This is a genomic window from Runella limosa DSM 17973, assembly GCF_000482465.1.
GTDB lineage: Bacteria > Bacteroidota > Bacteroidia > Cytophagales > Spirosomataceae > Runella > Runella limosa.
Window position 1 is genome coordinate 21,100 of record NZ_AXVJ01000062.1, and the last position, 14,814, is coordinate 35,913.

The following is a 14,814-nucleotide window of genomic DNA, read 5'->3' on the forward strand; positions in this document are numbered from 1 at the left end:
GTCAAATTTGTATGTAAGGTTATGGATATTAAACCACACCTTCTCTTGGTAGAAGATGAAGCAAAAGTTGCGGCTTTTATTAAGAAAGGACTTGAAAAACACAGTTTTGCCGTCGAAATAGCGGAAGACGGCCGCGCGGGTCAGCAGTTTTTTGACCAAAGTAGCTACGATTTGCTCATTTTGGATGTGAATTTGCCCCACATGGATGGGGTAGAATTGGCGACGTATGTGCGCACAAAAAATCCAGATGTCCCGATTCTCATGCTGACAGCGCTTGATACCACCGCCGATAAACTGGCAGGGTTTGACGCGGGGGTAGATGACTATCTTGTAAAACCATTTGATTTCATGGAGCTCGTCGCGCGGTTGCGGGCTTTGCTCAAACGTTCTCAGAAATCAAACGAACAACCGACAAATCGACTAAAAGTTGCTGATTTAGAGTTGGATTTGGATCAAAAACTGGCACTTCGCGGAGGAAATACGATTGAACTTACCGCCAAAGAATTTGCTTTGTTGGAGTATTTGATGCGAAACCGTGGGCGGGTTGTTTCAAAAATGGACATTGCCGAGCAGGTTTGGGACATTGATTTTGATACAGGGACTAACTTTATCGAAGTGTATATCAATTATTTACGCAAAAAAATTGACAAAGAATCTCCCACTAAACTCATTCATACCGTCGTAGGAATGGGTTATACTTTGAAAGAAAAATGACCATCCGTGGGCGTCTGACGCTTCTCTTTACGGCCGTAGTTTCTGCGCTGTTGTTGGTGTTTTGTGTGGTTATTTATTTGTTGTCGGAGCGGCATCGCAGCAATGAGTTTTACGAACGACTCAAGGTCGAAGCTACCACGTCGGCTCAATTACTCTTTGGGACGGAAACGGTTAGTTTAGAGCTTTTTAAGCTATTGGATAAAAACCATTTAACCGTTTTGACGGAGGAGGAAATTATCATTTACAACGACCGAGATTCGCTGGTGTACGAAAGTGGCACCGATTATTTGCAGGTGACAAAAGCGCTTTTGCAGCAGGTTCGGGAAGAAAAAGAGGTTCGTTGGGTGCAAAAGGGGCGTGAAGTGGTTGGGGTTTTGTTTGTAGATCGACATAACCACCTTGTCGTGCTTGCTTCGGGCATTGATATTTATGGGTTTAGCAAAAACCGTAATTTGCTTTTGGTGCTTGGGCTGGGCTGGTTGTTGGCAAGTTTTGTGGTGTTTTTTGTGGGTTGGGTATATGCTTATCGTGCCTTGCTACCGCTAAAAAAACTCATCGGAAGGGTAGATCAAATTTCGGCCAATCGGCTGGATTTACGGGTAGATGTGGCCAATAAACAAGATGAGATTGGGCAATTGGCCGTGCGTTTTAATCGGATGTTGGATCGGTTGGAAGAGGGTTTTAAACTGCAACGGGCTTTTGTATCGAATGCCTCCCACGAGCTTAGAACGCCCCTGACGGCAATTACGGGGCAGATAGAAGTGGCGCTGATGGACGAAGACCCCAAGGAATGGCAAGAGACGTTGATGTCGGTATTGGAAGATGTGCGTCAGCTCAACCAACTTTCCAATGGGTTGTTAGCGTTGGCCAAAGTGAGCATGGAGGAATCGGTGGTGAAATTTGAAAAAGTACCGATTGATGAGATATTTTGGCAGGTTCGTAGTGAGTTGTTGAAGGTCTATCCGCATTATACGGTGAAAGTGGACTTGAGCGAATTTTCAGAAACAAACTCCCATTTTGTGGTTGAAGGTAACGAAGCCTTGCTCAAAATTGCGTTGGTCAATTTGGTAGAAAATGGGTGTAAATTTTCCCCAAATCATACCGTTTCAGTTCGTTTTCAGGCACTAAGAAATACAATTGAATTGCATTTTCATAACATTGGCCCACCCATTACCCAAACCGAATTGCCTACTATTTTTAAGCCTTTTCGGCGGGGAATCAATGCCCGAAATATCAATGGACACGGTATTGGTTTGCCGCTGACTGAGCGGATTGTTTTGCTTCACTACGGTCACTTGCAGGTATATTCTACCCTTGAGGAGGGGACAACGTTTATTATGACGCTGCCGTTTCGGGCGGGCTAGTTTTTCTTATATATATAGCTACTAGGTTAAACGCATCAAAAAAGTAGCCTCAGCGAGGCTACTTTTTTGATGCGTTTAACCTGTATGGTTGCAAAGTGGTTGCAGTATTACCCTACTTTCACCAATTCCGTCTCAAAAATGAGCGTAGCTTTGGCGGGGATTGGCCCGTAACCATTTTTACCGTAGCCAAGTTGGTAAGGAATCAAAAGCGTATATTTGGCGCCTTCCTTCATCAAGGCAATACCTTCGTCCCAACCTTTGATGACGCGGCCTTCGCCCAAACGAAAATCAATGGGTTGACGGCGTGAATGCGACGAGTCAAACACTTGGCCGTTTTGGAAAGAGCCTGTGTAGTGTACCGAAACGTTTTTACCAGCTACAGCTTCTTTTCCCGTTCCCTCATTGTTTACGACGTATCCAAGACCAGAGGCGGTAAATTGTGCCGTTGGGTAGTTGGCCAATGCCCATTGCTTGAAGGTTTCTACTTCTGCTTTTTCTGCTTCTTTTTGTTTTTCCGCAAGTTGGCCAATGTGGGCATCAAGTGCAGCTTTGTCGGCCTTAAAAGCTTGGGCTTTTTCGCCTTGACGAACAATTTTTACGGCATTGATGGCATCGTTGGTTTTCATTTGATTGACCACTTCTTGTCCATCAAGTACGAAACCAAAAACGGTATGTTTGCCGTCGAGCCAAGGAGTTGGCACGTGCGTGATAAAAAACTGACTACCGTTGGTGCCTGGGCCAGCGTTTGCCATCGACAATACGCCTGGACGGTCGTGGCGTAATGTGGCATCAATTTCGTCGGGAAAACGGTAGCCTGGGCCGCCAGAGCCAGTGCCTTGTGGATCGCCACCTTGAACCATAAAATCGGAGCTATCGCCGTTGATTTTACTGATAACACGGTGAAATTTAAGCCCGTCGTAAAATGGCTGTCCCAACGGTTTGGCGCTGTTTTCCATTGTTCCCTCGGCCAATCCTACAAAATTGGCTACCGTCATGGGGCATTTTTCGTACAATAACTCTACGGTAATTTCGCCCTTTGCGGTGTCGAATATGGCGTAGATTCCTTCTTTTTCAGTCATTTATTTAATCGAAAAGTTAATAATGTCAAAAGCAAGAATTGCGGGGCAAAGTTCCGAAAAATGCGCATTTATACCTAGTTTAACTTCTCAAGCAAGCTTTGTCCGATCAATTTTGCCGAAGTACGAACGGCAATGGTAAAGCCAAAGAACGGCCCAAAATCCTGCCCAGCCATTAAACTGGTGAAATAAAGGCCAGGGATATTGCTTTGAAAATGAGCATCTAAACACGGAAAACCGTTGGTGCAATGAAGCGACGCCAGCAGGTTGGGGTGTAGAAAAGGCAATTGGCTTGTTTCTACTTTGTAGCCCGTTGCCGTAATTACGTGGTCAACCTCGATTTCTTCGCCCGAACTTAATTGGATTTTTAACGAATTTTGTGGCGTAACTTCTGTACTAATCAGTTGTGTTTGAGGGTGTAATGTTACGTTGTCTTGATGAATCCGTGCATCGAGCCAAGGTTCTAACTTTAATCGACCTTCTGCCCACAAACGATACCGATATTCTTCTTTGCCTTCGGGAGAAAGTTCTCGAAACCACGTTGGGTGATTGCCAATGGTGTTGACAACGTCCATTACCCAGCCCCAGTGTGCTTCGGAAAATTTGGGGGTTTCGTGGCGGTAACTGACGTGAACTTGGGCAGTTCCTTTTTCACGAAGGAGGGCTGTCCACTCAAACGCACTTTGTCGTCCGCCAATAATTAATACCCGTTTTCCTGAAAATGCCGCTAGGTCAACTGCGTAGCAGGTGTGTGAAAAAGACCCTTGGGGCAGCAGTTGTGCGATTTCGGTGGGAGTGAATGGGAAATAATAAAAACCGACAGCGACAACTACATGTTGGGCTTCTAGGACGTTTCCGTCGTCTAGTTTTACCAAAAAATAACCTTCTTTTTGTTGTAAATCAGTGACATACGCTTGGCGAATGGGGAGCGCAGTTTGCTGCATAAACCACCGCACATATTCCAAATAGAAATCAAGAGCGATGGGCTCTACCTCCGCTACGGTCAGGCCACGTTTTTGTAGAAAAGCCTCCATCGTATGCTCGCCTTCAACATCGAGGTGCCAATCGCAACCTGAGCGTAAGAACATTCCTTCGGGCATGTTTTTCTCCCAAAATTCCATCGGCTTGCCGACTATCACGTGAGAAACCCCTTGTTTTTTGAGGTGTGCAGAAAGGGTGAGGCCAAAAGGCCCCGCACCAATGATGAGCGTATGTAACATTTGAGTACGAAGGTTTATCCCAAAAAGTACAAACTAACGCGCAGCTACTTTCTCCAAAACTTCAAAAACGCCTTTTTCATCGTTTGATTTTGCCTGAAAACGAGCGGCTTCCTTGATGGCAGGATGGGCGTTTTCCATGGCATACGAATGGTGCGCTTGTTGCATCATTTCGAGGTCGTTGAGGTAATCACCAAAGGCCATGGTTTGCTCGGGTGTGATGCCGTATCGGTCTTGTAATACTTTGAGTGCCTGACCTTTGTTTGCCAATTTGTGCGAAATATCAAGCCATTTTCCTCCCGAAACCTTGACCTGTAATTCTTGTTCCCACGGTTGAAAGTACGGGTAGCTATTATTGGCAGAACCGTCAAAATCGCACAAGCTAACCTTGAGGCATTGGTCATCCTCAATGGTGGTTAAATCATCAACAAGTTGGTATTGTTCAAAATGCCTAGTTACTTGGTCCCAAAATTTGGGAACATTACTTTCAACGTACGCTTTTTTCTTTCCACATAAAATAATGTAGGTATTAGGAATCGTACGGGCAATTTCGATCATTTGACGCGCAATCGAAAGTTCCAGCGATTGAACGTACACTTCTTCGTCGCGGTGCATGACATAGCTACCGTTTTCAGCCACAAAAAACATATCATCCTTGATGGCATCGAAGTACTTCGCTAAGTTGTAGTACTGTCGCCCGCTGGCAGCGGCAAACAGAATTCCTTGCGCTCGGAGCTGAGAAAAGAGGGTAAAAAATGAAGCGTCGAGTTCGCTTTTGGAATTGAGCAACGTACCGTCCATGTCCGTTGCGATGAGCCTAATATCGGTCATTGAGTGCGAATAATGGTGAAAATAGGCTCAAAATTGCACAAATTCTTCTAATTTTTCACTACTAAGGCTCAACCCTAAACCAATCAAAATCAGCGTAACCAGCATCGTTGATTTGGGTCGTACGCGTACAGAAAATGCCCACTTTGGCGCCAATCCACCCGCCGACTTCGGCCTTAAACTCACTGCCAGTTTCGGTAAAGTTTTGACCATCAGTGCTATAGCTGAACTGGCATTTTCCACCTTTTGAAACTTTTACCCTCAAAAAAACGGGTTTTCCTTTTTCAAACTTGCCAATGACGGTTTCTTCTTCGGGGGCTTTGTCAGACGCTTTTTTACAAACGGTATAAACGAGCGAAACTTCACCATTTTTGGATGATTTTAGCCCAACGTTGGCGTAACTTTTCCCCATGACGACAAGTCCGACTTTTTCGTTTTCTAATTTGGGGTTGGGAGAAAAGGTCAATTTGGTCGTTGCCGTAAAACTTTCAGTTGGAAACTTTTGCATCAAAATGTTTGGAACGTCCCAATAATTTTTAGCATCGTCGGGGATTTTGTCGGAATATAGCCTCAGAAAACCAAGATTGCTCGTTGTGTGCCAAGTACCTTTTGGATTGGCCTGCCACTGCCATTGAAGCCCAAGCTTTATCGAATCAAATTCGTCAGACTCCGCAGGGGTTTCGATGGGGTAGGTTTTCCCAACATTTGGTTTTTTGTACGAAAGAACGGGGTCACCGTTGCCATCGCCGTCGTTGTCGGTTCCAATCACAGGCCAATTGTTAATCCATTTCATCGGTTGAAGGTGAACTACGCGACCATACACGCCTTTATCCTGAAAATGTAAAAACCAATCTTCGCCCGTGGGAGTATCCACCCATGCACCTTGGTGTGGGCCGTTGATGGGCGTGTTTCCTTGCGCCATGACCACTTTTCGCTCGTAAGGGCCATAGACATTTTTGGAGCGAAGCACCAGCTGCCAACCCGTAGCAACGCCCCCCGCTGGGGCAAAAAGATAATAGTAGCCGTTGCGTTTGTAGAGTTTAGGCCCTTCGATGGTCGGGTCTTTTTCGTGGCCGTCATAGACTATTACCCCTTCGTCGAGAACAGCCGTTCCTTCAGGGTTCATTTTTTTGATGGTCAAAATACTTTTTATTCCAGCTCTACTCCCTGCCCATCCGTGCGCTAAGTAAGCCTGTCCGTCTTCGTCCCAAAAAGGGCAAGGGTCAATCAAGCCTTTGCCACCTTCCACCAAAATAGGTGCTGACCACGGCCCCGTTGCCTGTTTTGCTTTGGTGAGATAAATGCCAAAATCGGGATCAGGATAGTAAATCAAAAACTCGCCCTTGTGGTAGCGAATGGCAGGTGCCCAGACGCCATTTCCGTGTTGGGTTTTGGAAAAATGGTCGAACGGGGGCTGGCGCTTGAGGGCATGACCAATGAGTTTCCAGTTGACCAAATCGTTGGAATGAAGAATGGGTAAACCTGGGACGGCATCAAAACTGGAGGCAACCATGTAAAAATCATTGCCCACCCGACATGCATCTGGGTCGGAATAATCGGCGTCAATTACGGGGTTTTTGTAACTTCCGTTGCCGAGGTCGGATACCCATACTTTGGAGATGTTGGGTTTCTGGGCCTGAGCGTGACAAAGAAAGATGGTTGAACTGAGCAAAAGGCTCAAGGTATTTTTAAAGTTCATATTGCTTATTTTTTTAATGACAGTGGAGGTTTTGAGAAACCTCCAACACCGCTAGGTTGTGAGCAACCAAGCGTTTGGGTTTTGAGAAACCCAAACACACCAGCACTACCACCATTTTCCTGTGGAATCGTTGCCTGAAAGTATTTTATCTAAGGTATATTTTTTGAGATCTTTGGTTGAGAGCTGCTTACTCCACTTGACTCGGTTCTCGGTTTTTCCACCTTCACCAGTTGACGCATATTCGGCGTACAATGTCGTTTTTTCATTGTCGGGATTTCGCCAATTGTCCCAGCCTTCGGGTAAAATATGGTTGCTCATGTTCGTTCTGATAAAAATGGTTTGAGAATGCGGACGCCATGGACGTCCCAAAAAGACTTTTTTGGCTTCGGGGGCGGCAGTGAGTTTACAATCAAAAAAGACAAATCCGTAGGGCTGATAACTGGGCGTAGCTGCCGCAGTAATATACGAATTGGTCAGGCTGTGAATGGTACAGTTTTCAAAAACGGAAATGGATTTTCCAAAAATAAAGTCGGTTGTGCCTTCAATGTAGCAGTTTTGGTAATACTGACGACTACCTTCTCGGGCGGCGAAAAGGGTGTCTTGGTTTCCTATTAACTTACAGTTTTTACACACAAAACGGTCGCCCTCAACGTGTAAGGCCACCGCCTGTCCCACCCGACCAGCGGTATTTTGAATGGTGAGGTTTTCGATGACAATGTCGGGGGCGTCCACAAGCACAACGAATGAGGTGTAAGTGCTGAACTTATCTTTTCCAGTGGCGTCTTTAGCGCCATTGGGATATGGCTTTCCCGAGAAGTCGTCGCCCGTGATGATGACGCCTTCTTTGCTTTCGCCTACGAGGTGGATGTTTGGTTTCCAAGCTGGAATGACCAGTTTTTCGTGATAAACGCCATTTTTAACGTAAAGCGTTACGCGTACTTGCGAGTGGTCACGGAAATTATTGACGGCCTCTTGAATGGTTTTGTAATCGCCGCTACCGTCTTGGGCTACCACAAATTTAGACGGGTACGTGGGCGGAGGTGGGGTAGTAGATTGGGCAAAAATGACCTGAATCCCTAAATAAAGACAAAAAAGGAAGTATCGTAACATGATTAAAAGAAAGAGAACAGAACATCCCGAAAGTTCAAAACTTTCGGGATGTTTATTGGCTATTTATTGGTAAAAATCAGTTCTTTTTCAGAAGCACCTTCTAAAAATTCTGCTTTGGTCTTAGCGTTTTTAAATTCCGTGTTTTTAACACTGATGTTTTGGGTGCGGCTGCCATTGATGGAAAATAATACGTCAGCGTTTTGAGTATATTGAATCCCATCAAATGATAATAAACTGCTATTTAAGACCGAAATGACAGGCTTAGTTTTGGTCGATTGGAGTTGGGCGTTTTTGATAGAAACTCCCTTGGTATCCACCAATTCAGCCCCAATGTCGGTTTGTAGCATCAGGTTTTCCATTTGGATATTTTCAATGGGCATTTCGGGCAAACCCCGTACAAAAATCCCTTTGTTTGCGCCGTGACAAACGATGTTTTCAAACTTCATGTTTCGGAAAATGGGCGTACCTTCATTGACCACAGGCCGTTCGTCGCGCGGGCTGTCAGTGGCAAATTTTACGAAATAGTACATATCGAAGAAAATGGCCTCTTGGGCAATGTTTTTCATGTAAATGTTTTTGGCGTAAATGTGTTCTACCACGCCGCCACGACCGCGTACCGACTTGAAACGTAGTCCTTTATCGGTGCCCATAAACGTACAATCATGCACAAACAAGTTGCGTGCGCCGCCGCTCATTTCGCTGCCTACCACAAACCCTCCGTGGCCGTTATAGACAGTATTGTAGCGAATAATGCCGTTTTCGGTAGGAATCCCCCGTTTGCGTCCTTCTTCGTCTTTGCCTGATTTGATACAAATCGCATCGTCACCTACGTCGAGGGTGCAGCCTTCGATGAGGAAGTTTTTACAAGATTCAATGTCCATTCCGTCGCCGTTGTGTGCGTACTCAGGGTTTTTGACGAACAAATTACGCAAGGTCAAGTCCTGACACATCAGCGGATGCAAGCACCAAGTCGCTGAGTTTTGGAAAGTAATGCCGTCGAGCAACACCTTCTTGCAGTTTGTGAAAACGACCAAGTTCGGGCGTAAAAAGTCTTTGATGTCTTTGTAGTCATCGAGCGATTTTCCTGGTACGAGCAACATACTTTTGTTATCAACGCTGGCTTGTTTAAACTGCTCGCTCGGATACCATGTTTTACCGTCATCTTTTAATACACCTCCCGATGCTATTTTTTCTTTCCACTGGCTTTCAGTGAGTTGGCTTTTGTTGACGGCGCGCCATACATCGCCATTGCCGTCTACAATACCGTGCCCAGTGATGGCGACATTTTCGAGGTTTTTACCCGAAATCGGGGATTGGTTGCGCGCGGCACTTTTGCCTTCATACACGCCTTCAACGATGGCATACTGTGTTTTATCGGTCGTAAAAAGCAACGTTGCCGACTTTTTTAAATGCAAATTAACGTTGCTTTTGAGCACAACAGGGCCCGTCAGCCAAAGGCCAGGCGGAACCAGCACCACGCCGCCGCCTTTTTTGCTACATTCCTCAATGGCGGTATTGATGGCCTGCGTATTTAGCGTGATTCCGTCGGGTTTTGCTCCAAAACGGGTGATGTTGATGGTATCTTTGCGAAAGGTAGGCTGGACAACTTTGGGTAGATTTTTCCAACTATAGGGGGTGTTGGATTGGGCTAAAAGTGTGCAAGAAGGGAAGGCTAACAAGGTAGCGACAGCAAGAAAATGGAATCGTTTCATTCGGTGGGGGAAAAATGCAGGTACCGACGGTGGGTCGATACCTGCGTGGGTTTGTTATTGGTAACCTTTATTTTGTGCAAACTCTGTTTTGTTCGTAACGGCGTCTAACTGAGTTTGTGGAATGGGACGGGCTACGTGGTGCTCTTGCAAGTTTATGGCGTTGTCGGGTGCGTAAGCTTTGATACGCTCAAGCAATTTGCCCGTTCGTTTCAAATCAAACCAACGGATTTGTTCGCCTGCCAATTCCCGCGCTCTTTCGTCTAAGATAAAATCAAGGGTTACTTGGGCAGGGGTGATTTGCATGACGGCTGTTTTGCCTGCTTTGGCAGCGCGCGTACGCACGATGTTGACCAAATCAGCCGCAGCTTTGGTGTCTCCCAGTTTCATTTGGGCTTCGGCGGCAATCAAATACACTTCGGCCAGGCGAATTACAAAAACGTCGCGGGCGCTTTGGGCTTCGTTGAGGCTGGCCCGCGTCGCATCCATAAATTTGGAGAGTGTAGGGTAGCGTAAATTATCTTTTACTAAGCCATTGGCGTTGTAAATTTTGCTGCGGTCGTACGTTTGGTATTTGCGGGTTTTTTCAAAAGCATCCGAAACTTCTTTGCGGGTACAAACTACGGCCGTATCACCAATGGCCATGCCCGCAGGGCGGGAGGTAGAATTGGCAAACCACACTTCCATGAACGAACCCTCGTAGCGGGCATCGTTGTCGCTGTACAAATCCAACAAAAACTGAGTCGGCATGTAGCGATTAAACGGACGGCCGTTGGTGACATCACGTATCATGCCTGCGCGGTCGTCGTATTTCATCAAGAAAAGCAAATGCCCATTGTTGCTGCCACGTCCATGCCCGTAAGGGTTAGAAGTGGAGTTGGCTAAATCGTTGATGGCCAAATTGGTGGAGTAGTCGATGGCATAAATGACTTCCTTGTTTTTTAGGTTAGTCATTTTCCACAAATCGGCATAGTTTGCTTCCAATTTGTAGGTGTTAGAACTAATCACCGCTTGCGACATTTCGAGGGCTTCTTTGTTCATGCCGCGTGTCAAATACATCCGAGCCAAAAACGCCTGCGCAGCACCCTTGGTAGCACGGCCGTATTGTGCTTGCGTCGTGGGTAAATTAGCGACGGCAAATTTTAAGTCCTCAAAAATAAGGGCATAAAATTTGTCCACAGGTGTACGGTTGGCGGTGGCGACAATGCCATTGGTTTCTTCGGTTGATAAATGTACATCGCCCCAGGTTTCGACAATGTGCCAGTAGTAAAATGCCCTCAAAAAACGAAGCTCTCCTTCTCTCACAGGGCGAAGGGCTGTGGATAAACCTGCTTTGTTGATGCGATTAATCCCGCCGTTACAAAGATTTACTGCCGCATATAGCTCCCGCCAAAGGTTACTCAGTGCGGCATTGTTGCCTTGGAGGTTGAGGTACTGCGTCAAATCGCGATAGACTTCACCCGCGCCCGAGGTCCAAATATCGGTGCCTGTTTCGGCGATGTTGTATCCTTCTTCTTTGCCATACCACCAGCGTTGGTACGAGTAAGCGGCGTTGACCAAGGTTTCAAACCCTTCGGGCGTCGTAAATACAGTTTCTGCGGTTTGGCCGCTGGGGTTATATTCTTCGAGAATGGATTCGCAGGAAGCAAACGTGAGCAAAAATGCCCCTAGAATACCTGTTCTTTTGATGTATGATTTCATGATGATAAGTGTCAGTGGGTTTTAGAAATTAGCGTTAAGACCGATGATGTACAGCTTGGTCATTGGGAAGTTTTCCGAACCACCACGCTCGGGGTCGTAGTCTAACTTCGTAAAAGTGTAGAGGTTTTTGCCCGTGGCATACAAGCGAATACCCTTGATGATTTTGCCTTTGAATACATTGGCGGGAAGGTTGTATCCCAACGATACGTTACGAATGCGCGCAAATGAGCCGTTTTGGTAACCCAAAGTAGAAAGGTATTTTAGCCCTCCGTTTTTGTTGGGTCTTGGGTAGGCATTGGTTGGATTTTCGGGTGTCCAGTAGTCCAAGCCAGCTGTACTGTTACCAACTCCCTGCGCATCAAAACGGGCGTAGCGGTCGGCGTTAATCATTTGGCCAATCCGTGCAAAAATGAAGAAGTTCAAATCAAAGTTTTTGAATTTGAGCGTATTATCAAGTCCGCCGCTCCAGCGTGGACGAGGGCTTCCCAAAATCACGCGGTCGTTGACGGCATCAATTTTTCCATCGCCATTTTGGTCTTTCACCTTGATTTCGCCTGGGAGCTGCGTTGGCGACATTTTTGCGGCTTGGTCGGCCTCGGATGATTGCCAAATCCCCGTTTTTTCGTAGTCATAATAGACGTTGATGGGGTATCCAATAAACCAGCCGTTGCCAATGTCGTTACCGCCAGTGACCAATTCGATGATTTCTTCCTTGTTTCTAGAGAAAGTAATGTTGCTATTCCACGTAAAATTATCGGTACGGATATTGGTTGTTCCAATGGCCAATTCTACGCCACGGTTACGGGTTTTTCCAATGTTTTGCTTAACGGTCGTTACGCCAGTGGTAGGTGGCAAACCTCTATTTAGCAATAAATCGGTGGTGCGGGTGTCGTAAAAATCAACCGAAGCTTGAACTCGACCGTTGAACAAGCCCACATCAAGCCCTACGTTTTTGGTGTCCGACAACTCCCACGCCAATTCGGTATTTCCGACAACTCGGGAGAAAGTATAGGCAGGAACGGCAATGTCGTTGAAGCCAAAAGCTACGCGGGCGAGTGTTGTTTGAGTAGCATAAGGGCCAGAGGGGTCGTTTCCTGCGATACCATAACTTACCCGAAGCTTCAAATCGCTCAACCCCTTGACGCGCTGCATAAATGACTCTTCAATGATGCGCCATGCAAATGCCGCCGAAGGGAAAAACGTCCATTTGTTGCCAGGAGCCAACTTCGACGAACCATCTTTACGGGCCGTAAGGGTCAATAAATAACGGTCGCGGAAGCCATAGTTGAGGCGACCTGCGTACGAGAGCAAGTTGTTTTTTGAATACTCTGAATTGATTTTGATTTCTTCCGAAGCACTTCCCAGTGAATAAAATAATTGGGTCGATAATAGCTGGTTGACGCCCGATGCCGAGACATTGTCTGACGAATTGCCTAAATAACTCGCCACTCCTGTAACGGTGAGGGCATGTTGGCCAGAGGTACGCTGGTAGGTAACAACGTTTTCCCAGTTGACGGTTTTTCCATTGCTGGAGTTATAGCTTGCGAGCGATTTCCCCGTGAGTGAGCGGTCAATGGACTGAGGCGAAGCATAGGAACCATTGCGGCTGAAGCCCAAATTGACGCCTAAAGTGCTTCTGATGGTCAAACCTTTGATGGGGGTAAATTCCAAAAAACCGTTGGTTAATGAGCGCGTTGTGAGTACCGAGTTGGTGAAAACGTTGGGTTGTTCGTCCGCCAACGGATTGGCTGTTTGGCCGTCGAGCATGAGGAAGTTGAAATTGCCATTGCTGTCGTACAATGACCCCAACGGGCTAATTTTGTTGGCTTGGTTGAGGGGATCGCGGCGTACACTTTGGTCATAATAAGTCAATTGGCTTTGAAGACCAATTTTCATCCAATCGTTGATGGTATAGTCCACGTTGAGACGGCCTGTATAACGTTTGATTTCGTCGAGTTTCAAGATGCCTTTTTCGTTAAAAAAGTCCACCGAGATGTACGATTTCAAGCGGTCGTTGCCTGCCCGTACTCCTAGCTGGTAGTTTTGCTGAAGACCTTTATGAATCAAAGCATCTTGGTAGTCGGTCCAGATGCCTTTTTGAAGGGCTTCATATTCGGCAACGTTGGTAAAAATGGCAGGGTCGTCGGTGGGGCTATTCCAAACGCCTGCTGCACGCCATGCTTCTCTTTTTAGGTCACGAAAACCGTTGATGTCCATCGCTTTGGGGTACATCGTTACTTGCGAAATCCCCGAATAGGTATTAAACGAAATATCAGGTTTGCCCGATTTTCCTTTTTTAGTGGTAATCAAAATGACCCCGTTGGCCCCGCGCGAACCATAGATGGCAATCGAAGAGGCATCTTTTAGTACATCCATCGTTTCGATGTCGTTGGCGTTGATGTCTTCGAGGTTTCCGTATTGGACACCATCCACGATGATAAGTGGTGCGTTGTTGCCACCAATCGAACGGTTTCCGCGAATACGAATGCTAACACCCGCGCCTGCTTGTCCGCTGTTACGCGTAATATCAGCACCCGCAATTTTACCTTGGGCAGCTTCCAACACGTTGGCCGTGGGTACTTCTTTGAGTTGCTCGCTTTTGAGCTGAACCACCGAGCCGGTAAGGTCACGTTTTTTGACAGCTCCGTACCCGATGACGACTACTTCCTCCAGGGCGTTGACGTCTGGCGACAGCGACACAGTAAGGGCGGTTTTATTGCCAACGGCCACGTCCTGACTTTGATACCCAACAAAAGAAAAGGTGAGCACCACGTTGTTGCCTTCGGGCAAAGCGAGTTGAAATGCCCCTTTTGCATCGGTCGAAGTACCACGGATTGTTCCTTTAATAACCACATTAACGCCTGGGAGTGGCACATTCTTTTCATCTGTTACTAGCCCCGACACACTACGTTCGAGCTGAGTGGCCGACAGCGAAGCTACTGTAACGACCTCGGCTGGTTCAATGACAACTTGGCCATTGAGGTAGCGGTAACTGAGATGCAAGGGCTTGAGAAGCTCTTGGAGCGATTCTTCAAGGGTTTTGTGCGTGAGCGAAATGGTGACATTGCGTTCAGAACCAATCACTTTGGAGCTATACACAAAACGAGCATTGGTTTGTTTCTCGATTTGGGTTAGCACATGTTTAAGTTTTTGTTCTTCAACTTTTAGCGTCACCGAACGATGCATCATTTCTTGGGTGTAGCCGTCATAAGCGAAGCTCATACCTACACACGAAAGCATCAAAAAGAAGGGAATAAGGGAAAGTTTCATAAGCCGCAAAAACGTTTTAGTGCGCCAGCGTTGCGAATGGCTTATTGGAGATAAATCATTTTTTTTCATACCTTTAAGGTGTTTTGTTGGTTGGAAAATCGACAAAATACACTTCCTAACGGGATA

At 46.5% G+C, this 14,814-nt stretch carries 10 protein-coding genes; 2 read left to right on the forward strand and 8 right to left on the reverse strand.

Annotated elements, in window-relative coordinates; translation table 11 throughout:
• Nucleotides 1-21 precede the first annotated feature (21 nt).
• Both K339_RS0107060 and K339_RS0107065 read left to right on the forward strand, forming a co-directional pair.
• Nucleotides 22-714, forward strand: coding sequence for a response regulator transcription factor (locus K339_RS0107060; protein WP_028522981.1), 693 nt, complete (start codon nt 22-24; stop codon nt 712-714).
• The gene (locus K339_RS0107065) at nt 711-2,078 is read left to right on the forward strand and encodes a HAMP domain-containing sensor histidine kinase (RefSeq protein WP_028522982.1); all 1,368 of its coding nucleotides are present in this window, start codon (nt 711-713) and stop codon (nt 2,076-2,078) included. The genes K339_RS0107060 and K339_RS0107065 overlap by 4 nt, the downstream gene beginning before the upstream one ends.
• Nucleotides 2,079-2,185: 107 nt before the next feature.
• Here the strand turns inward: K339_RS0107065 and K339_RS37995 are convergent, their stop codons facing one another.
• The 8 genes from K339_RS37995 to K339_RS0107105 form a co-directional block, all read right to left on the reverse strand.
• Complete coding sequence (locus tag K339_RS37995) at nt 2,186-3,157, reverse strand: peptidylprolyl isomerase (protein WP_028522983.1); 972 nt, start codon at nt 3,155-3,157, stop codon at nt 2,186-2,188.
• Between the two features lie 74 nt (nt 3,158-3,231).
• The gene (locus K339_RS0107075; protein ID WP_028522984.1) at nt 3,232-4,374 is read right to left on the reverse strand and encodes an NAD(P)-binding domain-containing protein; all 1,143 of its coding nucleotides are present in this window, start codon (nt 4,372-4,374) and stop codon (nt 3,232-3,234) included.
• Nucleotides 4,375-4,407: 33 nt separating this feature from the next.
• On the reverse strand, nt 4,408-5,202 hold the full coding sequence (locus K339_RS0107080; RefSeq protein ID WP_028522985.1) for an HAD family hydrolase: 795 nt from the start codon (nt 5,200-5,202) through the stop codon (nt 4,408-4,410).
• Between the two features lie 61 nt (nt 5,203-5,263).
• Nucleotides 5,264-6,898 carry a glycoside hydrolase family 43 protein gene (locus K339_RS0107085; protein ID WP_028522986.1) on the reverse strand — a complete coding sequence of 545 codons (1,635 nt, stop codon included), beginning with the start codon at nt 6,896-6,898 and terminating at the stop codon, nt 5,264-5,266.
• 105 nt (nt 6,899-7,003) lie between these two features.
• Entirely contained in the window at nt 7,004-8,008 is a 1,005-nt protein-coding gene (locus K339_RS0107090) for a pectinesterase family protein (RefSeq protein ID WP_028522987.1), read from the reverse strand.
• Between the two features lie 59 nt (nt 8,009-8,067).
• Nucleotides 8,068-9,720 carry a glycoside hydrolase family 28 protein gene (locus tag K339_RS0107095; RefSeq protein ID WP_028522988.1) on the reverse strand — a complete coding sequence of 551 codons (1,653 nt, stop codon included), beginning with the start codon at nt 9,718-9,720 and terminating at the stop codon, nt 8,068-8,070.
• Nucleotides 9,721-9,774: 54 nt separating this feature from the next.
• Nucleotides 9,775-11,418 (reverse strand): RagB/SusD family nutrient uptake outer membrane protein, encoded by a 1,644-nt coding sequence (locus K339_RS0107100; protein WP_028522989.1) that lies wholly within the window; start codon nt 11,416-11,418, stop codon nt 9,775-9,777.
• Nucleotides 11,419-11,439: 21 nt separating this feature from the next.
• A complete protein-coding gene (locus K339_RS0107105) occupies nt 11,440-14,688 on the reverse strand; it encodes a TonB-dependent receptor (RefSeq protein ID WP_229598708.1) in 3,249 nt (1,082 codons plus the stop codon).
• Nucleotides 14,689-14,814: the final 126 nt, after the last annotated feature.